Raw genomic sequence first — 24,138 nt, forward strand, 5'->3', positions numbered from 1 at the left:
GGCCACATTATGACGATGCAATCTAGTGATATGTTGGTGGGACATTGCCAGCGCAAGGCGGATGTAAGGTCAGAACATCCCGGACAACATTCCGCAACAACAGGATCGCTGGATCAGCAAAGAAAAGCTGCCACGCGCAAACCGCTGCGAAAAGCGGTCATTGCCAAACACGTAGTACTTATTTCATCCGGTTTGATCATGGTATTCCCATTTATTTGGATGTTGTTAGGCTCGATGAAGTCCAATGATGAAATATTCAGCAATCCATTGGACATTCTTCCGGAACATTTCCACTGGGAAAACGTGAGCAAAACGTTTCAACTGGCCCCTTTTGGCCTGTATATCTTCAACAGCTTTACCGTCGCCTTCTTCACCACGTTGCTGGTGATTATTAACTCAGCAATGTTTGCCTATGCTATCACTCAGTTGCGCTTTCGCTCACGCACATTGCTCTACTTGCTGGTCATGGCCTGTTACATGCTACCCGGTGCAGTGACCTACATCCCGTCGTATATCATCCTGGCCAAAATGGGGTTACTCGACAGTCACACCGGACTCATTATTTCCAGCGCCGCCAGTGTCTTCGGCGTCTTCTACCTGCGTCAGGTGTTTTTACAAATCCATCCGTCACTGGTGGAGGCCGCGCGCATTGATGGCGCCAGTGAATTGAAAATCCTCTGGGCAATCGTCCTGCCACAATGCAAAGCCTCCATCACCACCCTGTCCCTGATCACTTTTATTACAGAGTACAACAGCTACATGTGGCCGAATTTGGTGATCACCACTCAGCAGCGGGCGCTCATCGCCACAGGAATACGCCAATTCTTTATTGCACAGGGTAACTATGGCCTTAACTGGTCGCAAATTATGGCTGCTAGCAGTATTGCCGTCATACCTCTGCTGATCCTTTTCATGGTATGTCAAAAAACGATCTTATCCGGCATCGCCGATAACGGTGTAAAAGAGTGAATGAAGATGAAACTGAAAAAACTTGCAATAGTATTTACCGGTTTTGCTATGGGTTCACTGGCTATGGCAGCCAATGCAAACGCCCAAACTGAAGTCGATTTTTGGTACTCAGGCGGTACCAAACCTCAACAAATGATGACCAAACTGATTGAAGAATTTAATAACAGTCAGCATGACTATGTCATTAAAGGGGCACTTCAGGGCAGTTACGCAGAGACCTACCAAAAGCTGCAGGCCGGTATGGCATCTAAAACGGCACCGGCATTTGCCCTGCTGGACTCAAATCAGGCTAACGCTATGGCAGGCCGGGGATTGGTTCGCGATCTTCGACCTTATATGGATGAAACCTTTAATTTTGCTGATTTCATCAGTGCTTTCCGTCAGCAGGTCACTTCCCCAGGAGGTGACATCTATGGCATGCCCGCCTACGGAACCACACAAATTTTCTACTACAACAAGGCGAAGCTGGCCGAATACGGCTTCACCCCAGCCGATCTGGCCACCTGGCAGGGTGTCGCCAAAGTCGCAGCCAAAGTGACCCAAAAAGACGCCCAGGGCAATACCCTCTATTACGGCTGGGAGCCTATGTGGGGCGAAGACAATCTGGTGGATGCCGCGCTGTCTAACGGGGCTAAAGTGTTGAGTGATGATGGCAAAACCGTGCTGATCGATTCTGCGCAATGGGTCAGCGTATGGGAAAATTTCCGCACGTGGTTGCATAAAGATAAGACCATGCGTATCCACCACGGTGGCCAGGGTTGGGAGTATTGGTACAAGACCATTGATGATGTGATGAAAGATCGCGCGCTGGGTTATACCGGATCATCTGGCGATCAGGGTGATCTGGACTTTAGCAAACTTGCCGCGGCCACACAGCCCGGCTGGGGCAATCACCCTGCGGTGCCTCAGGCCGGCGCCTTGGTTTTTGTGATGCCAAAAGGCACTGACGATAACGCCGCCAAGGGAGCCTTCAAATTTATGACGTTCTACACCAACCCGGTAAATACGGCGCGTTGGTCAATGTTTACCGGATATATTCCGGTGCGGCAAAGTGTGAAGGATGTGGCTGAATATCAAAGTTACACCCAGCATAACCCACAGGCCTTAATCCCATTGAAACAGGCCTCGATCGCCAGCAAAAATTTCCTGGATCCGACAAATGGCCAAATTGTTGATGCCTTGTCTATCGCGGCAGATCAGGTCGAAATCGAAAACATCCCCGCCGACAAAGCACTTAAACAGGCGGCCATACGTGCACAGCGTGCACTCGACCGCGTTAACCGACCTTAACCAGCTAAAACGCAGGCTTCAGGATGGCGGGTTTTTCCCCGTATTCTCAGCCTGCTGAACTGATTGTCTCGATTTCCATGAATAAGAGAGGCCCACATGCTGACGTTTTCCGGTGAACTGACTCACGGTCATCAGTTTAAAACGTTTGAAGTGTCCACGGGGACCCAAAGGTTGCGCCTTTCAGGCACCACCCTTAAACCGGGGTTTTTGTATGCCTACCTGTATGATGCCAGGCGGCAATTAAGGGCCAGCATATTGTTACAAAAACCAGAAAAAACAGTGGTAATCAGCCATAAAAGTGCGTCGCTGGGTGGTATTGCCGGCGAGATCCCGCCTGGGCGTTGGACCCTACATATCTACAACCTTGAGGGCGAAGATCGCAACCACAATCCCATGCTTTATCGCATTGAGGTGACAACCGAGCACCTCGCGGGTGATGAACTCGACCGGATCCTTATGCCGACGGTACCGAATCTGAATGCGGATAATGAGATTATTTTTGACTACCGGGCGATGAAAAATCCGGCATCCGGTTGGTACCGTGGAGATATGCATGCCCATACGGTACTTTCTGATGGGCATAATACGCTGGAGGCCGCGGTAGCCATCATAAAGCGCCAGCAGTTGGATTTTATCTTCCTGACTGAGCATAACATCTGCCATCCTGCACTGCCGGACTGCGAGGATACGTTAGTGCTACCGGGGATAGAAATCACCACTGATAGAGGTCATTTCAATGTCCATGGTCCGCAGAAAGGATTGGCGATGTTTGATGCTGATTGTTCCAGCGAGGCATTGATCCACCAGGGCCTGGCGATCGCCAACAGTGCGCAGCAAACGGGTACTAAACAAAACACAGTGACTGGCAATATCAGTATCAATCATCCCATGATGAAACCCTGGCATTGGCAATATGCATCAATGCCGCTGTCGCAAGTCCATACAATGGAAATTTGCTGTGACCCGACCTGGTCTACGTCCCCCGCGGCGACAGAATCTGCACTTAACGTACTGAATACCCTGTGGAACAACGGCCAGAGGATTTATGCCGTGGGTGGCAGCGACAGCCATCTCACGCCCCAAGAGCGCAATCCGCAAGCAACCGAACCCTCAATTTACGGCGATCCTGCAACCTTTGTGTTTTCACACGGATTGTGTGGCGAGGGCATTCTGACCGGGCTTCGTCAAGGCCATGTCTATATTGAGCGACGTTGTGGACTCATGGTCAATATCAACCAGGGCCATGTGCTGCCGGGCCAAGATGTCGGCGACAATAACGTGAATATACATGTCAGCGTCACTGACCGTACCGCACCCTACTATGCCGAATGCGTTGCCGACGGCAAGGTGATCTCATGTGGTCAGATAAAACCAGAAGGCATTGATTTTAAAGCTGATATGCGGCACTACGCCTGGGTGAGGATTGATATTCGCCGTGGCGATCTGCCTCGCGAGCCTGGACAGGTGGGCGGCGAATTCGAAGCAATGGTCAACCCGGTGTTTAATGGGCAACGCGGGCATTTTGCGCAACCCCAAATAAATACCTGGGGCGAACTGATAGCAGCGATGAATAGAAATGGACATTAAAGGTGTGTTGTTCGACAAAGATGGCACTCTACTGGAGTTTCATCAAATGTGGATCTCGGTGTCACAGTCGGTGGTTGGGGTGTTGCTGGCACGCTATTCCACACCGGCGATGGCCAGTGACGAGAGCCTGCTGGCCGCCATTGGTGTCTATGGCGACCGGGTTGATAACCGCGGTTTGCTGGCATCCAACCCCGTTGAAGATATTGCATTAACCTGGTTTGAGATGCTGATGCCGGGTTGTTCGAAAACCGATTTTATCGATGACGTAAAGGCGTTGTTTAATCAAACGGTTAAGGAAAATCCGGGGTTGATTAAGTCCCTGCCAGGTATTGAGGCGGTGCTCATCACACTGAAACAATGTGGCTTAAAACTGGGCATTGCCACGGCTGACAGCAAGGCGGCAACGCTTTACTCATTGGAACAAGCAGGGTTACTTGATTACTTTGATTTTATTGGTTATTCAGATGGCGATATTGAGCCCAAACCCGCCCCGGATCTGATGGAAGCTTTCTGTGGTACCTGTGGATTGATAGCCCGGCAGGTGGTGATGTTCGGCGATACCGTTTCTGACATGAAATTTGGGCAAAATGCCGGGGCAATCAGTATCGGCGTGCTCACGGGAACGGCAACCCACGCTGAACTGGCTCCGCATGCCCGGATGGTTATCTCATCGGTGGCAGATTTTACGCCCGACCTACTGGACAGAATGCGACGCAGTCCAACCACCACCCAGTGATCCCACTATTATCATCAATGCTGACGTTGATGGTGGGAGTAGCGACACCGAATTAAACCGGCTAAAGCCGCCATCATAATGGAAAACCACCATGGCAGACGTTGAACTTCGCAATGTAGAGAAAATATATCCGAACGGATTTAAGGCAGTGAAAGGGATTAATCTGACCATCCAAGAAGGTGAGTTTATGGTTTTTGTTGGCCCTTCAGGCTGTGCAAAATCGACAACATTACGCATGATTGCCGGTCTGGAAGAGATAACCCATGGCGATATTATGATTGGTGCCAAACGGGTCAATGACCTGCCGCCTAAAGATCGTGGTATTGCCATGGTATTTCAAAACTATGCCCTTTACCCGCATATGTCGGCTTACGAGAATATGGCATTTGGCCTTAAGCAACAGAAACTGAGCACCCATGAAATTGCCAGTCGAATCAAAGAAGCCGCTGAAACGCTAGAGATTACGCATCTGCTCAAAAACAAGCCAGGTGAAATGTCGGGGGGACAACGTCAGCGTATCGCGCTGGGTCGGGCCATGGTGCGCAAGCCCGACGTTTTTCTATTTGATGAGCCCTTATCAAACCTGGATGCCAAATTACGGGTATCAACCCGCGTCAGCATTGCACAGTTGCACCACAATCTGAAGGCCGAAGGACAGACGGCAACGATGATCTATGTGACGCATGACCAGGTGGAAGCGATGACACTCGGTGATCGCATCTGTGTGCTTGACCATGGACAGATCGTTCAGGTTGATACGCCGATGAATCTTTATCAGTACCCGGCCAATAAATTCGTGGCGGGGTTTATTGGTTCGCCGGCCATGAACATAGTTGAAGCCACGGTTGAGCTAAGGGGGAGTGCCACCTGCCTGGCGCTTGAAAATGGCTGCAGACTGTTGCTGCCTGCGGATAAAGCAGCAAAAGTGCAGGACAACATCGGCCAGCGTCTATGGTTGGGCTTGCGGCCAGAACACATCAGTGTGGCAGATAACCAAGACAATGATGCCTTACCACAAAATATTGATATGCACACCATCACCTTGGTCGAGGCAATGGGTAATGAGCTCTACCTGTACTTTACTCTCGGCAAGGATAAGCTCGTATCACGTATCGCTTTTGACCCTCAGCGCATGGTCGCCCGAGGTGAAAATAAACCGCTTCATTTTGATATGTCCCATTGCCACCTGTTTGATATTGAGACCGGGGAATCGCTACTGATTACATAGACTCTTGATGATGTGCACTTCCCGGCTTTGTTGAATAAATCGGGTTGAGGTAAAACGCCCCCTATTAGCCACTTCCTCAGGCAATCCGTACACTTTCTGGCATGCCGACAGGCCAGAGGCTTTTGCCGCAGATACGCAACACAGGTCGAACAAAGAGCCGCCACAATCTCAATGGATTGAAGACTCTATTTCGTTGGCGCAAGCGTTGGATGCGCCTTACTGCTTACGATGAACGCCTGTAAAGCCCCATATCGGTTTGTCTCCTTTTATTTGCGGTGAGTAAGCAGAAATATTCCGATATGGGCATTCTTCAGACGATGGCCCACGGTCTCTCCATGAGTGGGTTTAGGGGGAAGATTATTGCATGCATCGTGTGAAGTCTCATTCAGTGTAGCGATCCCGCAGGGAAAAGATCTCCTCCTGGGTAAGTCCCACTGCGCGGGTAAGGTAATTATCCACAGAGCCATAGCGCAGTCTGATCTCATCGAGCGCTGCCCGGATAAACTCCGGCCGTGCCTGCTGGATGGCGAGGAAACCTTTGATCGCCTGTTTATCGCCGTTAAACGCTTTGCTCATCTCAGCCAGTTCGCGCTGATCGAACGCCTTGCGATAGTCATTGGTCAATATATAGTCGCGGATAATAGTGTCATCGGGAACACCCAGCGCCGACAGGAACACGGCAGAAACCACGCCGGTGCGATCTTTCCCGCCCGCGCAGTGCCAGATCATGGCACGATCATCGGTCAGCGCCTTATCGAAGATAGTTTTCAGTGAACGCAGCGTTTCCGGCTGCCAGACCATAAATCGATTCGTCTCTGGATAAAACTGTTCGGCGCGCGGCGTCTTCACAAAATGATAAATTGCCTCGTTGGTTTCCCATGAAACGTCTTTGAATTGTGGGGGTAAATCCGGTATTTGAGTGTGTATCCAGTTGACGTTGCCAAATGCCGGATCGGGTTTTTTCGCAATTTCAGCGTCGTTACGTAGATCGAATACATAGCCCAGATTCATCGTGCTGAGGTAGCGATAGCCATCGCTATTCACCTTGTGGGGCGTATCGCCGCGGTATAAGAAGCCCCATTTGACAGAGCGTCCGTCTTTAGTCAGATAACCGCCGGAATCCCTCAGATTATCCATTCCACCAGCGGGGAGCTTTCTCTCCGAGATGGTCAGCGGTTTTTCGCTGTTTGGGCGCTCGATTAAGAATAACGTGCGACGTCCCGGGTTCGGGTCCTCCAGCTTAAGCTCTCCTGCGACCACATCTTCCTCTAAAGGCGATATCCTTCCGCTGGCGACATCCTGCCAGTGTAGAATAACTTTCCCGGAGGCGGGCATGTCGCGCCACACCAGACGCAATTGGTCATTATTGCGCAACACCTCACCCACGCTATCAGACAAGATCTGGTTCCTGCTTTCTACCGCAGCAGCCGGGAAACTAAATATAGCCATTCCCGAAAAGAGAGCCAGACTGACGACCAATATACCGCCAGATAATTTTTTCATCGCACTATTCCTTTATGCCAATAATCTGATATAAAGCAAGAAACTCCTCACTCAGAATTTTAAAATTCTCCGCGCTCATCATCTGATCTTCAGCATGAATTAATATCAGTGAAAGGTGTTCACGCTCGCCTTCCATTTCGGCCTGAATTAATCCGGCATGCACTGCATGCCCCAGATTATAACTCTCTTTCCCGCTGTCGATTAACTCTCGCGCCCGCACAAAATTTCGCTGCCTGGCATGCTGAATAGCCTCAATAAAGGATGAGCGCGCTTCGCCTACATGACATATCATTTCAAAACAGATCTGTTCTGTATCCATCAGTGGCTCCCAAGAATAACCAGCGCCTGGCGTAAAATTTTCTCACCATTCATCGTGCCGTAATCCATCGTATCAATAACCCGCACGGGAATATCCTTCGCAACAGCCTGTACTTTATCCAACAGGAAGCGAACCTGTGGACCAAGTAAAATAATATCTGTGCCCGCCAGATGATCATTTAACTGTTGTTCCGGAATGGCTTTAATCATCACCTCAGCATTGATTTCCACTGCTGCTTCAGTCATTTTTTTCACCATAATGCTGGTGGACATACCGGCCGAACACATTAAAAGAATATGTTTCACAATCTTCATCCTTATATTAACTAAGTAGAGCTCCGTTGCTGGAAATAAGCCTCTGGTACCAGTAAAAGCTGGCTTTTTTATAGCGCGTTAACGTTTTAATATCGCTATCTTCGCGATCGACATAGACAAACCCATAGCGTTTGTTATAACCGTTGCTGGTACTCATTAGGTCGATAAAGGACCACGGGTAATAGCCCAACAGGGGAACGCCATCGCTGATTGCCAATTGCATCTGCTCGACGTGCTTTTGCAGATAGTCGATACGGTAGGCATCGTTAATCTCACCGTTTGCCAGTGTATCCCGGGCGCCGAGCCCATTTTCGGTGATCATGAGCGGCAACTGATAGCGATCAAACAGTTTGCGGCAGGCAATTCGCAGCCCAACAGGATCTATTTCCCAGTCCCAGTCGTTACGTTCCAGATAAGGATTGCTGTCGCCTGCATAGAGTCCTGGGAAGCGGGGATAGACAAAACCGCCCTTTTTGCCTTCCTGATTGAAACCCGGCTGAGCCTCTTCCGACTCGTCGGGACATGCCTTAGCAACATCGCTCTGGTAGTAATTGAAGGCAATAAAATCGGGGTTGGCTCCTTTAATCTCCTCCAGCTCGGTCGGCGAAAGCCGAATGTCCAACCCCCGGCAGGCAAAGAAATTCACCACTGTCGGGTTCTGGCGCCCCAGGCACAGAAGGTCCAGCGGATAGAAGGTGCGGAACTCATCCTCATTCAGTGCCGCCATCACATCCTGCGGTGCACTGGTGGCCGGATAGGCAATCGCGTAGCCAATACAGGGGCCGATTTTCGCCTGCGGTAGCAACTTTCGGCAGCTCTGGATGACTCTGGCATTGGCCAACGCCATCACCCGACTCACCTGGAAGCGCCACACTTCGACGTCAATGCCTGCCGGCACACCGCCAATTAAATCGGGATACAGCACGACGTTATTTGATTCACAGATGGTCATAAACCAGCGCACGCGATCGCCAAACGCATGGAAGCAGGTAACGGCAAACGTTAAAAAGTGCGTAATCATCTGCTCGCTGTACCAGCCGCCAAAGTTCTCCTGCAAGCTCTGAGGGTGATCAAAGTGATACAGTGTGACCAGCGGCTCAATGTTATTTTTTATCAGCTCATCAATCAGTTGATTATAAAAACTGACGCCTGCCGGATTCAGCGTTTCGCCGTCGGGATAAATACGCGTCCACGCAATCGAAAAGCGATAGGATTTCAGCCCCAGCGTTTTCATCAGGGCAATATCTTCCCGGAAGCGATGATAATGATCGGAAGTAACGGTTGTATCATGAAAGTAGTTAGAGAAATTCTTGCTGTCCTGCACCGAGATCCCTTTACCGTCTTCCTCAATGGCGCCCTCTACCTGATACGCTGCCGTCGCAGCACCCCAAAGGAAATTTTCCGGAAAAGGCTTTTGCACTAAGTGTTCCATTATGCATTTTCCTTATTCTGTAATTCTGTCTCTTGCTGCTCTTTCAAATAAAGCTGTTTATCCGCCATCCGAAAGAACGGGAAATAGATCAGCATCGAAATAATGAGTATCATAAATGACCAGAGCGTGGTGGACAGGCTACCCCCGGTCATTAAAAAACCCACAACAAAAGTTGGCGTTGTCCAAGGCAAGTTAGCCACGTGCGGCATATCAATAATGCCATACTGCATCAGCAAATAAGTGCTAGCGGCAATCAGGCCGGGCGTTAAAATAAACGGCAGCATAAAGAGCGGATTAAAGCAGATCGGTGTGCCAAAAATCACCGGTTCATTGATATTGAAGATCCCCGGCCCCAGTGACATTCTGCCGAGCTTTTTAAAATACTGGCTCTTTGCCATCAGCGACATCAGTACTACCAGACCCAGTGTGGCACCGGTTCCTCCCGCCCAGATCATCGCATCAGTCGCGTTGGTGGCGGCAAACATGACCTGTTCCCCAGCCTGGAAGGCTTTTTCATTCAGCGCACCATTCTGCATCAGGAAAGGCATCGCGACACCGATCACCACCTGGGAATTAATGCCGCAGAAGAAGACCAGCGCGCACAGCATATGATAAAGAGCATAGCCCGGCGCGGAGTTAAGAACATAAGTGACTGGCGTCATGACACGCGCTATCACCACATTGATATTAAAGTGAAAAACCACGACCAATAAGCTAAAAACAGCCAGTAAAAACAGCGCAGGCAGTAGCGACGTAAAAGACTCGCTGACCGCGTCAGGTACCCCTTTTGGCATGCGTATGCCAATATTTTTCTGTTTGAACAACGCCAGCGTTTTTAACGTAATGAAGGCAATCAGGATGGCACTGATCAGGCCTGACGTACCCAGACCGTCGATGTTTAACAGGTATTCGCCGCTTTCCACCATCTGATACTGGCTGAGAATAAACAAGCTGACAGAAGTGGCAATGGAGACAAAAACATCCTGCTTATATTCCAGTGCGCCGTAATAAGCCACGCTGGCTGCCGTTAATAATCCCATAATGCCGGTGGTTGCGTTGAAAATAGCATTAAAAAACGGCGCGGCCGGCGCCATAAAGTTCGCCAGTGGAGCCCAGGGGATATTGGATAATAGAATGGAGGTGCTACCGATAATCAATAGTGCCATACAGGCACACATGGCATTGCGAATAACAGTCAGCGCACGATTGCTGCCTATTCTTGCGACTAACGGCATCAGATGCTTTTCAAGAAAGGTGGTTGAGGCGTTCATAATGTTTCCCTGTTCTTAGCACGTTCTTTTTAAATTTATTGCGGCCCGGCATTTATATGGAGATAAATGCTCAATAACGTTCGCGAATGATTGTATTCGGTTTGACTGCTCTGGGGCTTACAGAGTATTGCCGCAGAAGATGCGGCATTTTTCGCAGGGATTATTATGAATATGCCGCACCGTCACCTGTCAGCAAACTCATCAGGGTGGAAAACGTCGGGCTCTGATCAAGAGCCGCTAATTTTTTTTGTCGCCCATCAACGAGACGAGGCTTTCATGCAGCCACTGTAAAGGCTCCTTTTCCCCCGGACGTATATTCAGCATAAAAATGTAACGAACCTCATGCTTATCCCAGTTAACCGGTTTTTTCAGTAAGGCAACAGCAACAAAAGTGTGCTCTCCGCAGGGATGGAGTGGATGGGGGAAAGCAATCGCATCACCAAACGCGGTGGCGGACAGCTTTTCCCGTTCGATGACTGACGGAAGAAAATCAGCGCTGGTTGGAATATAAAGAGCGACACGCTGGCAGAGTTCTGCAATCAGTTGATAGCGTTCAGCACTTTGCAAATCGGTGAAGAAAAGACTGGGGTGAAAGTATTCGCTAACCGGCCGGTGAGATTGCTGTTTACTGCTCAACCAGCTTTCCATCTGGCCTAAATCCCTGGCGTCGAGAAAATAGTTCACGCGCATCAGAGGGATAGCCGTTTTAAAAGGCACATCGACCGTAGAAAGGATCATGTCATAGCCGGTCAGGTCGAAATCGGTGAGCTCATACAACTGCACCACTTTGATTTCTCGGATGGAATCAGAAAAGCGCTGTCTGATTTTATACAGCAGCAGTTGCGAGCTCCCCATCCCGCTGGCACAGACGATAATTAAATTGTAGCGCTGGCAAGAAACACCTTTGCGATCAATGGCTAAAACAAAATGGATGGCCAGATAACCTATCTCTGCCTCATTGACCTCCAGCCCGGTTTCCTGCTGGATAACTTTCCCGGCCAGTACCGCCATTTCAAACGCTTTAAGGTTCTCCTGCTTGATCTCTTCCAGCAGCGGATTGTGCACTTTCAGATCCCAGTTGAGGCGATCTATCATCGGGATAAAATGCAGCGACAGCAGATGAAAAAGCTCGAAGTCATCGGCCAGATCGATGGCAAAGTCAGCCACTATTTGCTGGCTGATTTTATCGAATAAGCGGCTGATATCCTGGGTGGCCGCGAAGGTCTGATGATGATGTAGACTGCGCTTACCAGCAAGATGGATGGCGATGAAATAGCGCTCTGCGGCGGGGAAAGGGATGGCAAAAGCACGCTCAATGCGAATAACTAACTGCTCTGCCACGCGATATTCATCGCGCTCTTTCAGAGCCTTATAATTTATAGGCAGCGCCGCATCGCCATGACGGCTCTCGATACGCATCAGCGCAATTTCCAGATGAACGACCAGATTCTGAAACCCCGTATCCGTCAACACCAACTGGTGCTCTTTCAGCGTGTCAGTCAGGATGGTCATGATTTTTTGTCGAACGGCCTTTCGACTATCTTCTTCCGGCTGGCGATGCTCATCATCATAGAAAAAATATTTCGCCATCGCCTGACGAATATTCAGCTCAGTTCCAGCTACTTTTATTCCACTCGCCGTTTTCGCATACAGAATCAAATTAAATCCGCTTAAAGCATGACGGACACCCTTCATACAGCTGTTCAGGGTTGACCGACTGATATATATTTCCTCGGCCAGCTCATCCAGCTTGGTATAACCTTCAGCCGAGAGCAAAGAGCGAAGAATATAATCAACCCGCTCCTTATAGCGAACCGGTGCCACAAAGTGCTGACGATGTTCAGTCTCTAATATTATTTTAATCAGCTGGCAATATTTCTCCTCATCCCTGACAACTAACTGATAACCTTTTCCCGGACGTGAATTCAACTCCACACCATTTTCACCAAGCGCATCTCTATAATGTGATAAATCGTTTCTTAGCGTGCGGGGTTTTATAGCCAATTTTTTACAGATTTCATTACTGGTTAGGGGACCTTCCGCCTCGTGTAATAGCTTCAGCAGACGCCCTATGCGATAGTGGTAATGTTTTATCATTCTTAGTACCAAGACCTTTAAGTCATTCCATTCATTACTTTTCCATTTGATAGTTAACTGTAAATAAGTTCAGGACAAATAACTTAGCCCTCACTCACAAATAAGAAATAAGCGACCACTTGAGGTTTAATTGGGCTTATTTAAAAAAAGAGGATGGTTATAATTCTCACGAACGCCGATTTTTTCTGGGCTTTGTTGAGTAAATTCGACTTACTCAACAAAGCCGCCAGACATTATATATCGAACGATTTTTCAAACGAATAGGCGGGTAGAAACACGTTTATCGCACTTTGTACTGAGGCTTTTTTCACATTTGGACTTGGGTGATCGTCTAAACCCCAAAGTTGACGCTCAACTAATCCCGCTTCGCATAATGATTTGAAGTACAGCCCCATTTGTCGGAGCTCGCCTGGTCGTAAAAGCTCACGCTTTATCAAATTTTCGAGAACGCCGCAAATCGATATCAAGGTCTGCCGAGGCCCATTCTCATAGAAGATACGGCTAAGATGTGGCTGTCTTCCCGCCTCACCGATGATCAACCGGTTCAGAGCCATAACTTCAGGTCGGGTCACCAAATCAAGGTAGGATATCCCGAGGTGCATTAGGGTCGCATGCACATCATTTTCGTTACTTGACGCTTCCAGCGTCTCTATCCCCCCTTCTCCTGCTTGTACAACAAAAGCATCAAACAAGGCTTCTTTATTCGGAAAGTATCCATAAAGTGTGACTTTGGAGGACATCGCCTCAGCAGCGATCGCCTCCATCGTCACCGAGCCAAATCCTTTTTCTATGAATAACTTGCCTGCTGCCTGCACAAAGCTTAAACGACGAGTATCTGTTTTCTTACGCATAGCGAAATATTACCTGGGTTACACAAGAGCGCCAATTATAAATGAACGATGACGTACAAATAAGTTGACTAAAACTTTTCTCATGCATAATGTGAACGATATCGTTCATTTATAGGCTTGCATTGATGGCATGTCCAGAGGCTTTTACCGCAGAGACGCAAAACAGGTCGAACAAAGAGCCTTCACAACCTCAATGGATTGAAGGCTCTATGTCGTTCGCACTGCGAACCACGATGGCTGCGTTGCTGGCACTGTTAACTTCAGCATCACTGGGGATAGAACATCCATGGTGGTCTGCTATGACGGTGTGGCTAGTGACTCAGCCTTTCGAGGGTTTATTGCTAGAACGCACCTTGGCACGACTTGCGGGGTCAGTCGTTGGCGCAAGCGTTGGATGTGCCTTACTGCTTGGCCTGGGGGGACAGCTATGGCTGTTACTTCTGTCGCTGGCACTCTGGCTGGCGTTATGTGCTGGACTGGGTAGCATATTTCAGCATTCCCGGAATTATGTCTTCGTGCTGGCCGGCTATACGGCGTCGATAGTGGTTATGTTCGGGTTGGGCGAGGGTGTTTTTAGTCGCACCCTCGCGGAAGACCGTATGCTGTGCACGTTTATTGGTATTGCTTGCTCTGCACTCGCCTTCCCCCGCAGCCTATCTAAGGTGGCGTATGACAAACTATGCGAGCATCACGAAGCTTTGCTGGAACGGTGCCTGGAGCATGTAGAACATTATCTGCACTATGGCAGATCCGCATGTTCGGTGCGCCCTCTCATCGCCGACTTGGCTGAAATGGTCAATAAGACTCAGCGCATTGGCTTATATACCCCACAGATCAATCAGGTGTACGGATTGCTTTTAGAGCTACTCGTCCTGACGCGTGATGGTGAAAATTTACGTGAAACGGTGCCTAGCCGATACCCTACATCTCAGGCACCAGAGAACGGCCCCAGCGTATTACCCCATGACGCCCCGCTTTCTAAAACGGTTATCCAATCCGCCATATCGCAGGCTCTTGAAGAGTTGCTTGACGTATTGCACCGACCCGCAGCGCGGAGAGTGCGCAGCATATTTAGAGACGTTGATATGTCATCGGTAATACGCGCATCTTTTCGGCCTGTCATCGGCCTGTCTGTTGCCGCGGTGATCTGGCTGAGCACGGGGTGGCAAGCGGGAGCCATGATGGTCATGACCGCCACGCTGTTTACATCACTCTTTTCAAACAACATCAATGGGAACTTAGCGTTAATCCACGTCATGATGGGTTCACTCTTAGGCGCTTGTTTTGGCCTGTTTGTTCGGCAATTTTTGCTCCCCGAGGCCAGTGAATTCTGGATGATCCTCTTATGTATTTTCCCTTTCCTGTTACTCGGTGCCTGGCTAATGCGTCACCCTTCGACAGGGAAGATGGCGATCGACATGAACATGACATTCCTGCTCATTGCTCAGCCAGCATCCGTGCCGACTGACTTAATGACAGCGCTGAATGAGTCGGCAGCTATCCTCGCTGGCGTGATTATCGCCGTAGTCACCTATTGGCTGCTAATGCCAGCCACACCTCAGTTAAGTCGGAATATGACCGTTCGGCACCTAGTGAAACTGGTCAATCGCGTTAGCCAAACATCGGAAGTGATGCACGCCTCACGGACTCATGACGCCTTGCGGGCAGCACTGGTGAGACTGCTGAATCAATGTGAACCGACTGACAAGATTTTTATGGCAGCACAGAACTGCATGGTGCTATCGCGTGAAGTATTACTCACTCACTCGCCCACCTTCCCAAAAATAGATCCCTTGAGCAAAGACAATCTATCCCCGATGCAAAACGCTGCCGAAACGCTACGAAATGCCGGTACAAAGTTGCTCGCAAGCCTTGATGACAAACCAACAGACGGGAGTTTCAGATGAGCTATAACCAACCACAAATGGCATTCAACGGCCAATACATCGCGGGTCAATGGCGGTCAGGTAATGCTGGGACCGTGCTGCAAGATTACAATCCTTATAACCAGTCGCTTTTAACCGAGATAGCCCAAGCTAACAGTGCTGACTTGGACCAGGCATTTCGTTCGGCCGCAGCGGTACAACGAGAATGGGCCAGAGCGCTGCCTAGTGAGCGATCAGAGGTTTTCTATCGAGCAGTTCAAATCATAGATGCACGCCATGACGAGATCGTCGACTGGTTAATCGCTGAGTCCGGGAGCGTTAGGATTAAGGCGGAAATGGAGTGGCAAGCTGTCCGCGCCACCACGCTCGCCGCAGCAACGATGCCTTCACGCGTCGCCGGACGGATCCTGCCAATCGACGTGGCAGGTAAGGAAAGTCGGGTATATCGCACCCCTTTGGGTGTGGTCGGCGTGATCAGTCCCTGGAACTGGCCGATGCACCTTTCTAATCGCTCGATCGCTCCTGCATTAGCGCTGGGAAACGGCGTGGTCGTTAAGCCCGCCGAAGATACGCCGGTTACCGGTGGATTATTGCTGGCCAGCATATATGAGCAAGCCGGCCTCCCGCCAGGTCTGCTGAATGTTGTGATCGGCGAAATCAGCGAAGTGGGCGACGCCTTTACCCTGCATCCCATCCCAAAATTTATCTCCTTTACGGGATCGACTCGCGTTGGGCGGCATATCGGCCAGCTTGCAGTAACCGGCCCCACACTCAAACGTGTCGGCCTTGAACTCGGTGGCAATGCTCCGTTTGTGGTGCTTGACGATGCGGATCTGGAACGTTCTGTGAATGCAGCCATCGTCGCCCGCTTCCTTCATCAGGGGCAAATATGCATGAGCAGCAACAGAATTATCGTTGACGCCAAGCTCTATGACCGTTTTGTCGAAGCCTTTGTTGAACGTGCACGCGGTCTTAAGGTGGGTGATCCAAACCTATCGGATACGGTCATAGGGCCGCTGATCAACATCAAGCAGCTAAAGGCGGCGGTTGAGCGAATTGATGCTGCCCGTGCCGAAGGCATCAATTTGATTTTAGGTGGGGAACCGAAGGGTCAGGTACTGCCGCCGCATGTCTTCATCGACGTTGCCAACGACTCCCCCCTTGCGCAAACAGAACAATTCGCGCCGATAGCCCCCTTAATTCGTGCTGAAGATGAAGCTGATGCATTGCGGTTAGCCAACGCGACTGATTTCGGCCTATCAAGTGCCGTATTTAGTGGTGATGAGGCGCGCGGAGTTCGCTTTGCACAAAAAATCGAGGCTGGCATGACCCACGTTAATGATATCTCCATCAATGATGACCCCAGCAATATGTTTGGAGGAGAGAAAAACAGCGGCATTGGCCGTTTCAATAGTGATTGGATTATCGCTGAACTTACCACCGATCACTGGATCACGGTGCAAGAGGAACCACGCACGTATCCATTTTAAGCATGAAACAGCTTGCGACTTCCACACCCCATGAGGAGCAGTAGCCATGAATAAATCTTTTCCCAACACGCCTGAATTTAGCGGGCTATACAAACCCAGCCGTATCGAAGCGAATGTGATCGATCTGGAAATTGAAGGGACAGTGCCTCCGGAGATCAATGGGATCTTCTATCAGGTCTCTCCCGACCCACAGTATCCGCCGATGTTAGGCAAGGACATTTTCTTCAATGGTGATGGTCTGGTCAGTGCATTCCACTTTGAGCAAGGCCGAGTGAACATACGACGTCGTTATGTCCAAACCGATCGTTTGAAGGCTCAGTACCGAGAGGGCCGATCCCTAAACGGCATTTATCGCAACGTCTATACAAACGATCCGCTGGCGGCGGAAAATAACAACACCGCCAATACCACCGTGCTTTTCCACGGCGGTATCCTGCTGTCAATGAAGGAGGATGGTTTACCTTATGCGCTCGATCCTGAAACCCTTGAGACGAAGGGCGTCTGGGATTTCAATGGGCAAATCACATCAGCCACCTTTACCGCGCACCCGAAGATCGATCCCAGTAACGGTGACTTATTATGTTTCGCCTACGAGGCAAAAGGAGACGGAACGCCTGACATTGCGTACTACGAGATCGACTCTACGGGTAAGTTGAAAAAAGAAGTCTGGTTCAAGGCACCCTATGCAGCAATGATTCACGACTTTGCCGTCACCGAGCATCACGTCATTTTTCCAGTCATCCCATTGACTGCCGATGTAGAACGGATGAAACAAGGTGGGCAACATTTCGAATGGCAACCGGATCTCCCGCAGTTGTTTGGTGTTCTGCCACGTAACGGTAACGCAGAGGATGTGCGCTGGTTCAAAGGGCCAAAGGATGGTTTCCAGGGCCATACTCTCAATTCTTACGAGGAAGGGAATAAGCTGTTCGTTGACATGCCGGTGACCTCCGGGAATGTCTTCTATTTCTTCCCACAAGCCGATGGTTTTGTGCCTTCACCAGAAACGCTGAGTTCACAACTGATGCGCTGGACCTTCGACCTCAATTCTGCAAGCGATCAGGTAGAACCGATACCTCTCACAGAATTTCCTTGTGAGTTCCCTCGCTGTGACGAACGTTTCACTGGCAGACGTTACCGACACGGGTTCGTCCTGGCATTTAACCCATCACTTCCTTTCGATGCGTCACTGGCAGAAAGACCTTTTCAATTTTTCAACCAACTGGCACATATCGACGTGGAAACCGGCATCAGCGATGCCTGGTTTCCTGGTGACGCCCAGTGTTTCCAGGAACCCATCTTCGTCCCACGTTCAGAGGGCGCCCCAGAGGGCGATGGATATGTCATTGCTTTGTTGAATCACCTGCATGGTGATAATACTGAACTTGTCGTCCTTGACTCAAAAAATATGGCCAATGGACCACTGGCACGTATCAAAATACCTTTCCGAATGAGGATGTCTCTGCACGGGAATTGGACTCCCGCCGCACTCTTAGGATGATCTGCTTTAGTTAATGACCGTCTTTAATCTCTACCGGGCGTCATGAATGCGTTGGCTCCCGGTAGACTCCAGGGCATTCAAAATAAAATCGTGATGAGTTTGCGCATGCCGGTGACCCGTGCGCGTTTTTTGGGTTTTCCTGCGGCAAGCTGTCGTTGATAGAACATTGACTCTCCTTCATTTCTGCCATTACTTAGTGCTTAGCTCCAACCCTATCCCATGTTGCCGTCAACCCCATGACGGCCCCCTTCCGATGAAATACTCCAGAATCCAGACCTCGCCGGCCTGTTTGAAAGCGTTACAGATATCCGATGAGACTTAAAAAGGACTGACACTGCTTTACGGAGGTGGGACTAGCATACGATCAGACTATTGAATATTGAGGAAAAAGGAATATGAAATCGAGACTCAGCTTTGCTGTACTTTGTATCTTCATCACCTTCGGCGCGATGGCAAAAGATAGGATTCATTTAACCTCCGCGTCCGCACACCGTGGCGGCTTTAACAGCCAAAGTCGCTTCGCGGATACCGCCGAAAAGCCGGATGAACACCTAAGGGAAGATCACCACCGGACGCTCCGCAGTACCTCTTGACAGTGAAGCTCCTGATCACCAATCTTTCCAGGAGCGGTTTAATCTTGCTTGGTCTGAAAAACAGAAACGGCTAAGCTATGGCAAATTCTGACACTGAGATATTTCCTCCCCAATGGCAAAGAAACCAGAAGCAACACCTTCCGTATTTGATCATCTGAAAGATGACGACAGTTTTGACCTGTGGGGCCGTTCAGGTCTCAGCACGGCACTTAACAAAGCCAAACCCAAAACACCGGATAACGACGCCATGGCGGCAGCCCGTAAACTGATTCAAGGCAATAAAAATCAGGCGAAATAAGTGGCTTTAGAACTCGTCTTCATCGTCAAGAACCCGCTTAAAAGCGGGTTTCCTACATGATGTATCCGCGACTGCGCATTCACACCATAAGTATCATCGCGCCCAGGGCTGGACATCTATACGTCCAAAACGTAATCTGACTTTCCATTGCGAACGTATTCACTTCGGTTATGTAAGGAAAACTCAGCCCATGCGCACACACGCTCTTGCTTTTACTCTACTTGCCACCACGCTATTTTCTGCGGTTTCCCATGCGGGTACCACATTGGACCGCGTGATGAAAACCGGCGTGCTGCATAACGTCATCGTTAACGATTACCCACCCTTTGGTTTTATTGATGACCACAATCAACTGGCCGGTTTTGATGTCGACGTGGCAAAAGCCGTAGCCCAGCGCATGGGCGTGAAGCTCGAGGTGACCGCGCCGGGCTGGGAAACCATTATCGGCGGCAACTGGCGCGGCCGCTGGGATACCTGTATCTGTTCAATGACCCCCAACGTCGAGCGCGCCAAAGTACTGAACTTTGTCGCACCTTACTACAGCTCCCCGGCCGTACTGGTGGTCAATAAAAAGGATGAACGCATCAAATCCGCTGCAGATCTCAGCAATAAAAAAGTCGGTATTGGCATGGGCTCGAGTTACGAAGCCTACCTGCAAAAAACGCTGGTGATCCCCGGCACTAAACCGATTGCTTTCCCTTTTGACAACGTACAGGCCATCCCAAGCGATGAAGAAGTGGCATTCCAGAATCTGGCTCTCGGCCCCGGTGTGCGCCTGGATGCCATCGTCTCTGATTTAGCCACCGCCAACGCACGCATCAAACGCAATCCGGTATTTAAAATTGTCGCCGAGCTGTATGCCGAACCGAACTGGGTTGCCACCGATAAAGGTGATGCCGAGTGGGACAAGAAAGTGGCAGATACCATTAAATCCCTGCGGGATGACGGCACGTTGGCGAAGATTTCCCAACACTGGCTGGGTGAAGACATTACCAAAGAGGCACCGTAACGATGCCGCAACTTCCTGAGCTCAACGCGACGCCGCCGGACAACAACACGACGCCGCCGCCCAGTACCGGCGTTTTCTCTAGCCCGCGCGCATTTAAAATAAAGACACTCCTCACCTGGGTTATTTTGCTCAGCTTACTGTTGGGGACCTTCAGTAAAATGGGGCTGCAATGGGATCTTATCGGGCAGAAACTGCCGTTCCTGCTGGGCCTGCACCTGTCGCCGGATGGTTTTATTCAGGGTGCGGCCTTAACGATCCTGATCACCGCCTGTTCGATGTTTTTCTGCCTTTTATTGGGTCTTATCACTGCATTAGGCCGTATGTCAGACAATGCGCTGGCCTTTGGCTGCGCGACCTTCTATGCCTCACTGTTTCGAGGTACGCCACTGTTGGTGCAGGTGCTGATTATCTATCTGGCACTGCCGCAAGCGGGCATTGTTCTTGGCGCGTTAAGCTCGGGCATTATTGCGTTGTCGCTTAATTACGGCGCGTATCTGGCGGAAACCATCCGTAGCGGTGTCATCTCAGTGCCACGCGGGCAGAAAGAAGCGGCGATGGCGCTTGGCCTCTCCTCATGGACCGTCGCCAGACACGTCACCGCTCCACAGGCTTTACGCATTATCATTCCACCTGCTGGTTCGATGTTTATTTCCATGCTGAAAGATTCATCTCTGGTGTCGCTGATGGGCCTGTGGGAACTTAACTTTTTGGCACAATCTTACGGGCGCAGCACCTACCGCTATATGGAAATGCTGGCCACCGCCGCCGCCATATACTGGATTATGTCTATCGTGCTGGAACTGTTCCAAAGTCGCCTTGAGCGCCGTTTTGGACAGGGTTATCGCCATTAATCGTTTTCTGAATAAGTCGCAGGTATGCCATGTCCTTTCCACAAGATTTCCGCTTAATTTCCTATTTATCGAGACTGGAACAGGCAGTGCGCTTTCCGCTGTCATCGTCATATCCGGAATCGATGAACATCGAGACTCTGTTTGAGATTGCCGGAGCTCAACATCGTCAGCCTTTTATGCAGGCGATGCTCGACTATCCGCCGCTACGCGGAACCCCCGAGCTATTGGAGGCGATCGCCGGAACTTACGACCACATCAACAGCGGACAGATCATCAGTTTTGCTGGTGCCGATGAAGCCATTTACGCCAGCTTTCTCGCCTTGCTCGAACGCCGCGATCACGCGATTGTTATCACGCCCAATTATCAGTCATTGGAGAGCGTACCGATGTCGCGGTGTGAAGTGACAGGCGTGGCGCTGGAGGCTGAAAACGGCTGGGCGCTGGAGGTCGAAAAAGTCCGTGCAGCGATGCGCACCAATACAAAAGTGCTGGTGATCAACTTCCCACACAATCCGACAGGGGCGCTGATAAGCCATGCGCAACTTAATGAGCTCGTGTCAATGTGCCGCGAACGTGGCGTGTGGATTTTCTCGGATGAAGTCTACCGGTTGACTGAGTTCAACCCCGCCGACCGTCTGCCTCAGGTGGCCGATATTTACGAGCGCGGTATCTCACTGAACGTCACGTCGAAAGCTTACGGTCTGCCTGGGCTGCGCATCGGTTGGGTCGCTTGTCAGGACAGCGCCTGGCTTTTGAAACTGGAACGCATGAAGCAGTATTTGTCGATCTGTAACTCCATACCTAACGAGATGCTGACTACCCTGGCGCTTAATGCGCGCGACACTATTCTTGAACGAGTGATGAACCGTTCAAGTGCTAACCTGCAACGTCTGACCGATTTCCTTGCCAACCATCCGCAGCATTTCGACGTCACTCAGCCTAAAGCCGGTGTGCTGGCTTTTGTTCGCTATAAAGGCGCAGAAGGGGCAGAAGCTTTTGCTACAAGGCTGGTAGAAGGGTCCGGCGTGATGGTGATTCCCTCTGTGGTCTACGCCTCCATGCTGACGCCGGTATCGGAAGATTTTCTGCGCATCGGTTTTGGGCGGGCGAATCTTGGTGAAGCGCTGGAAGCGTTGGAAGCCTGGCTGGAAACGTATTCCTTTACATAATACCAGGCAAAAGCCCGCCAATACTGGCGGGCCGTGATGAAGCGCTCAGACACAGGAGAACATCACGAAGACATACGCTGCGCGCTGGACCATGTTGTAGTGACACAAATCGCGGCCAATAATCCGCTACTCAGCCAGAACGGGCGGGACCCGAACGCGGTTAAAACGTTGTTCAATCAGTTGATGGCCGTGAATCCGACCGTCGAAGTCTATCTGCTCGACAAGGAAGGTAATATTGTTGGCAACGCCGCACCGGCCGGCAAACTGCAACGTCAGCGGATAGATTTAGCACCGGTACATGCTTTGCTGAACGGAGCACAGATGCCGGTCTATGGCGACAACCCACGTACCCAGGATGCTCGTCAGGTGTTCAGCGCCGCGCCGCTGAAAGCCAATGGCGTGACCCAGGGCTATGTGTACATCAGCCTGCTGGGTGATGACTACACCGCGCTGGCCAGCAAGGCGCAATATCAATCAGCCATTTATAGGGCGCTCAGATCGATGAGCATGGTCGTGCTGTTTGGGTTGCTGGCCGGAGCGCTGGCGTTCCGTTGGGTAACCCGCCCGGTGCGCAAACTGACAGCGCAAATCGCTCACCTCGACGTTGGTGGCATGGCGGTCGTTGCAACGCGGTGCCATCACTCAGCCTGTCAGTTGGCGTGTCCCTGAACGACAGGCAGGGCACATTCTCAGCATCGACTCACACGTCTTGCCTGCTACACTTTTAGTCCTACCCACAGATATCCCCGAAATAATTCGAGTTGCATCTGGTCGACACATGGCGGGATCCCAATAAACCGACGCAAGTCGGTTTATTGACGACAGTCAGCCTCTGCGATTTGAAGTATCACGGGGAAACGGAGCATCCTCATGTCAGAACAATATCAGCCACCTAGAGTCTGGACCTGGAACAAAGACGACGTCAGTAAGTTCTCGAGCATTAACCGCCCGATAGCGGGCCCGACGCATGAGAAAACGCTGCCAGTGGGCAAACACCCTTTGCAGTTGTATTCGCTCGGCACGCCGAATGGCCAGAAAGTGACGATCCTGCTGGAAGAGTTGCTGGAGCGGGGTGAAAGCGGTGCAGAATACGATGCCTTTATTATCCGCATCAACGAAGGCGATCAGTTCTCCAGCGGCTTCGTGAATGTGAACCCAAACTCCAAAATCCCTGCCCTGCTCGATAATTCAGTGACGCCGCCAATCCGCGTATTTGAATCCGGCAATATCCTGCTGTATCTGGCAGAAAAGTTCGGTCAGTTCCTGCCAAAAGATCTCGCCGGTCGCACCGAAACCCTGAACTGGCTGTTCTGGCTGCAAGGCTCCGCGCCGTATCTTGGTGGGGGTTTCGGACATTTTTACCATTACGCGCCGATGAAAATCGAATACGCCATCAACCGTTTCGCCATGGAAACTAAACGCCAACTCGATGTGCTTGATCGCCAGTTGGCAGAGCATCGCTTTATCGCTGGTGAAGAATATACGATTGCCGATATCGCCATCTTCACGTGGTACGGCAATCTGGCAAAAGGTGGCCTGTACGAATCGGGAGAATTCCTCGACATCGCGTCGTACAAGCATTTCCAGCGCTGGGCCGATGAAGTCGCGAAGCGTCCAGCGGTTAAACGCGGTAGCATCGTGAACCGCACCTGGGGCGAACCGGCGCTGCAACTGGAAGAGCGCCATGATGCGTCAGACTTCGATGACAAATTGATATCGTAATGGGGTTGTCGATGTAGAAAGC

20 protein-coding genes and 1 pseudogene are annotated in these 24,138 nt (G+C 50.6%); 14 read left to right on the forward strand and 7 right to left on the reverse strand.

The window, feature by feature from the left end; all coding sequences use genetic code 11:
• Positions 1 to 9: 9 nt before the first annotated feature.
• The 5 genes from IEV89_RS08565 (at position 10) to IEV89_RS08585 (ending at position 5,810) form a co-directional block, all read left to right on the forward strand.
• Positions 10 to 969: a carbohydrate ABC transporter permease gene (locus IEV89_RS08565; RefSeq protein ID WP_229746425.1), complete on the forward strand. Its 960-nt coding sequence runs from the start codon at positions 10 to 12 to the stop codon at positions 967 to 969.
• A gap of 6 nt (positions 970 to 975) precedes the next feature.
• Entirely contained in the window at positions 976 to 2,259 is a 1,284-nt protein-coding gene (locus tag IEV89_RS08570) for an extracellular solute-binding protein (protein WP_188472526.1), read from the forward strand.
• Positions 2,260 to 2,355: 96 nt separating this feature from the next.
• A complete protein-coding gene (locus tag IEV89_RS08575) occupies positions 2,356 to 3,846 on the forward strand; it encodes a CehA/McbA family metallohydrolase (RefSeq protein ID WP_188472528.1) in 1,491 nt (496 codons plus the stop codon).
• Entirely contained in the window at positions 3,836 to 4,582 is a 747-nt protein-coding gene (locus IEV89_RS08580; protein WP_188472530.1) for an HAD family hydrolase, read from the forward strand. Before IEV89_RS08575 ends, IEV89_RS08580 begins: the two co-directional genes overlap by 11 nt.
• Before the next feature lie 91 nt (positions 4,583 to 4,673).
• Positions 4,674 to 5,810, forward strand: a complete 1,137-nt coding sequence (locus IEV89_RS08585) for an ABC transporter ATP-binding protein (protein ID WP_188472531.1) — start codon at positions 4,674 to 4,676, stop codon at positions 5,808 to 5,810.
• A gap of 381 nt (positions 5,811 to 6,191) precedes the next feature.
• Here the strand turns inward: IEV89_RS08585 and IEV89_RS08590 are convergent, their stop codons facing one another.
• From IEV89_RS08590 to IEV89_RS08620, 7 genes are all read right to left on the reverse strand, one after another.
• Positions 6,192 to 7,313 (reverse strand): tyrosine-protein phosphatase, encoded by a 1,122-nt coding sequence (locus tag IEV89_RS08590; protein ID WP_188472533.1) that lies wholly within the window; start codon positions 7,311 to 7,313, stop codon positions 6,192 to 6,194.
• Between the two features lie 4 nt (positions 7,314 to 7,317).
• The gene (locus tag IEV89_RS08595) at positions 7,318 to 7,632 is read right to left on the reverse strand and encodes a PTS sugar transporter subunit IIA (protein ID WP_188472535.1); all 315 of its coding nucleotides are present in this window, start codon (positions 7,630 to 7,632) and stop codon (positions 7,318 to 7,320) included.
• Entirely contained in the window at positions 7,632 to 7,937 is a 306-nt protein-coding gene (locus tag IEV89_RS08600; protein ID WP_188472538.1) for a PTS sugar transporter subunit IIB, read from the reverse strand. The genes IEV89_RS08595 and IEV89_RS08600 overlap by 1 nt, the downstream gene beginning before the upstream one ends.
• A gap of 16 nt (positions 7,938 to 7,953) precedes the next feature.
• The gene (locus IEV89_RS08605) at positions 7,954 to 9,378 is read right to left on the reverse strand and encodes a glycoside hydrolase family 1 protein (RefSeq protein ID WP_188472540.1); all 1,425 of its coding nucleotides are present in this window, start codon (positions 9,376 to 9,378) and stop codon (positions 7,954 to 7,956) included.
• Positions 9,378 to 10,649, reverse strand: a complete 1,272-nt coding sequence (locus IEV89_RS08610; protein WP_188472542.1) for a PTS sugar transporter subunit IIC — start codon at positions 10,647 to 10,649, stop codon at positions 9,378 to 9,380. The genes IEV89_RS08605 and IEV89_RS08610 overlap by 1 nt, the downstream gene beginning before the upstream one ends.
• A gap of 237 nt (positions 10,650 to 10,886) precedes the next feature.
• Positions 10,887 to 12,746 carry a BglG family transcription antiterminator gene (locus IEV89_RS08615; protein WP_188472545.1) on the reverse strand — a complete coding sequence of 620 codons (1,860 nt, stop codon included), beginning with the start codon at positions 12,744 to 12,746 and terminating at the stop codon, positions 10,887 to 10,889.
• Between the two features lie 233 nt (positions 12,747 to 12,979).
• Positions 12,980 to 13,597 (reverse strand): TetR/AcrR family transcriptional regulator, encoded by a 618-nt coding sequence (locus IEV89_RS08620; RefSeq protein ID WP_188472547.1) that lies wholly within the window; start codon positions 13,595 to 13,597, stop codon positions 12,980 to 12,982.
• Between the two features lie 209 nt (positions 13,598 to 13,806).
• Between IEV89_RS08620 and IEV89_RS08625 the strand changes: the two genes are divergently transcribed.
• The 9 genes and pseudogenes from IEV89_RS08625 (at position 13,807) to yghU (ending at position 24,116) form a co-directional block, all read left to right on the forward strand.
• On the forward strand, positions 13,807 to 15,504 hold the full coding sequence (locus IEV89_RS08625; protein WP_188472549.1) for an FUSC family protein: 1,698 nt from the start codon (positions 13,807 to 13,809) through the stop codon (positions 15,502 to 15,504).
• A 17-nt stretch (positions 15,505 to 15,521) separates the two neighbouring features.
• Positions 15,522 to 16,973, forward strand: a complete 1,452-nt coding sequence (locus IEV89_RS08630; RefSeq protein WP_229746444.1) for an aldehyde dehydrogenase family protein — start codon at positions 15,522 to 15,524, stop codon at positions 16,971 to 16,973.
• A 46-nt stretch (positions 16,974 to 17,019) separates the two neighbouring features.
• Positions 17,020 to 18,474, forward strand: a complete 1,455-nt coding sequence (locus IEV89_RS08635; RefSeq protein WP_188472552.1) for a carotenoid oxygenase family protein — start codon at positions 17,020 to 17,022, stop codon at positions 18,472 to 18,474.
• 705 nt (positions 18,475 to 19,179) lie between these two features.
• The gene (locus IEV89_RS08640) at positions 19,180 to 19,365 is read left to right on the forward strand and encodes a hypothetical protein (protein ID WP_188472554.1); all 186 of its coding nucleotides are present in this window, start codon (positions 19,180 to 19,182) and stop codon (positions 19,363 to 19,365) included.
• A 190-nt stretch (positions 19,366 to 19,555) separates the two neighbouring features.
• Positions 19,556 to 20,374: a transporter substrate-binding domain-containing protein gene (locus IEV89_RS08645; protein WP_188472556.1), complete on the forward strand. Its 819-nt coding sequence runs from the start codon at positions 19,556 to 19,558 to the stop codon at positions 20,372 to 20,374.
• Between the two features lie 2 nt (positions 20,375 to 20,376).
• Positions 20,377 to 21,225: an amino acid ABC transporter permease gene (locus IEV89_RS08650; protein WP_229746427.1), complete on the forward strand. Its 849-nt coding sequence runs from the start codon at positions 20,377 to 20,379 to the stop codon at positions 21,223 to 21,225.
• Positions 21,226 to 21,254: 29 nt separating this feature from the next.
• Positions 21,255 to 22,394 carry an aminotransferase class I/II-fold pyridoxal phosphate-dependent enzyme gene (locus IEV89_RS08655; RefSeq protein ID WP_188472558.1) on the forward strand — a complete coding sequence of 380 codons (1,140 nt, stop codon included), beginning with the start codon at positions 21,255 to 21,257 and terminating at the stop codon, positions 22,392 to 22,394.
• Between the two features lie 108 nt (positions 22,395 to 22,502).
• Positions 22,503 to 23,018, forward strand: a pseudogene (locus tag IEV89_RS08660) (two-component sensor histidine kinase); the annotation flags it as partial.
• 246 nt (positions 23,019 to 23,264) lie between these two features.
• Positions 23,265 to 24,116 (forward strand): glutathione-dependent disulfide-bond oxidoreductase, encoded by an 852-nt coding sequence (gene yghU, locus IEV89_RS08665; RefSeq protein ID WP_188472560.1) that lies wholly within the window; start codon positions 23,265 to 23,267, stop codon positions 24,114 to 24,116.
• Positions 24,117 to 24,138: the final 22 nt, after the last annotated feature.

It is taken from the genome of Hafnia psychrotolerans (assembly GCF_014639435.1).
Lineage (GTDB): Bacteria > Pseudomonadota > Gammaproteobacteria > Enterobacterales > Enterobacteriaceae > Ewingella > Ewingella psychrotolerans.

What these genes read in the sequence shown, in the direction of transcription:
- IEV89_RS08565 (WP_229746425.1), top strand. Translation starts at nt 10, where the DNA reads ATGACGATGCAATCTAGTGATATGTTGGTGGGACATTGCCAGCGCAAG.
- IEV89_RS08570 (WP_188472526.1), top strand. Translation starts at nt 976, where the DNA reads ATGAAACTGAAAAAACTTGCAATAGTATTTACCGGTTTTGCTATGGGT.
- IEV89_RS08575 (WP_188472528.1), top strand. Translation starts at nt 2,356, where the DNA reads ATGCTGACGTTTTCCGGTGAACTGACTCACGGTCATCAGTTTAAAACG.
- IEV89_RS08580 (WP_188472530.1), top strand. Translation starts at nt 3,836, where the DNA reads ATGGACATTAAAGGTGTGTTGTTCGACAAAGATGGCACTCTACTGGAG.
- IEV89_RS08585 (WP_188472531.1), top strand. Translation starts at nt 4,674, where the DNA reads ATGGCAGACGTTGAACTTCGCAATGTAGAGAAAATATATCCGAACGGA.
- IEV89_RS08590 (WP_188472533.1), bottom strand. Translation starts at nt 7,313, where the DNA reads ATGAAAAAATTATCTGGCGGTATATTGGTCGTCAGTCTGGCTCTCTTT.
- IEV89_RS08595 (WP_188472535.1), bottom strand. Translation starts at nt 7,632, where the DNA reads ATGGATACAGAACAGATCTGTTTTGAAATGATATGTCATGTAGGCGAA.
- IEV89_RS08605 (WP_188472540.1), bottom strand. Translation starts at nt 9,378, where the DNA reads ATGGAACACTTAGTGCAAAAGCCTTTTCCGGAAAATTTCCTTTGGGGT.
- IEV89_RS08610 (WP_188472542.1), bottom strand. Translation starts at nt 10,649, where the DNA reads ATGAACGCCTCAACCACCTTTCTTGAAAAGCATCTGATGCCGTTAGTC.
- IEV89_RS08615 (WP_188472545.1), bottom strand. Translation starts at nt 12,746, where the DNA reads ATGATAAAACATTACCACTATCGCATAGGGCGTCTGCTGAAGCTATTA.
- IEV89_RS08620 (WP_188472547.1), bottom strand. Translation starts at nt 13,597, where the DNA reads ATGCGTAAGAAAACAGATACTCGTCGTTTAAGCTTTGTGCAGGCAGCA.
- IEV89_RS08625 (WP_188472549.1), top strand. Translation starts at nt 13,807, where the DNA reads ATGTCGTTCGCACTGCGAACCACGATGGCTGCGTTGCTGGCACTGTTA.
- IEV89_RS08630 (WP_229746444.1), top strand. Translation starts at nt 15,522, where the DNA reads ATGGCATTCAACGGCCAATACATCGCGGGTCAATGGCGGTCAGGTAAT.
- IEV89_RS08635 (WP_188472552.1), top strand. Translation starts at nt 17,020, where the DNA reads ATGAATAAATCTTTTCCCAACACGCCTGAATTTAGCGGGCTATACAAA.
- IEV89_RS08640 (WP_188472554.1), top strand. Translation starts at nt 19,180, where the DNA reads ATGGCAAAGAAACCAGAAGCAACACCTTCCGTATTTGATCATCTGAAA.
- IEV89_RS08645 (WP_188472556.1), top strand. Translation starts at nt 19,556, where the DNA reads ATGCGCACACACGCTCTTGCTTTTACTCTACTTGCCACCACGCTATTT.
- IEV89_RS08650 (WP_229746427.1), top strand. Translation starts at nt 20,377, where the DNA reads ATGCCGCAACTTCCTGAGCTCAACGCGACGCCGCCGGACAACAACACG.
- IEV89_RS08655 (WP_188472558.1), top strand. Translation starts at nt 21,255, where the DNA reads ATGTCCTTTCCACAAGATTTCCGCTTAATTTCCTATTTATCGAGACTG.
- yghU (WP_188472560.1), top strand. Translation starts at nt 23,265, where the DNA reads ATGTCAGAACAATATCAGCCACCTAGAGTCTGGACCTGGAACAAAGAC.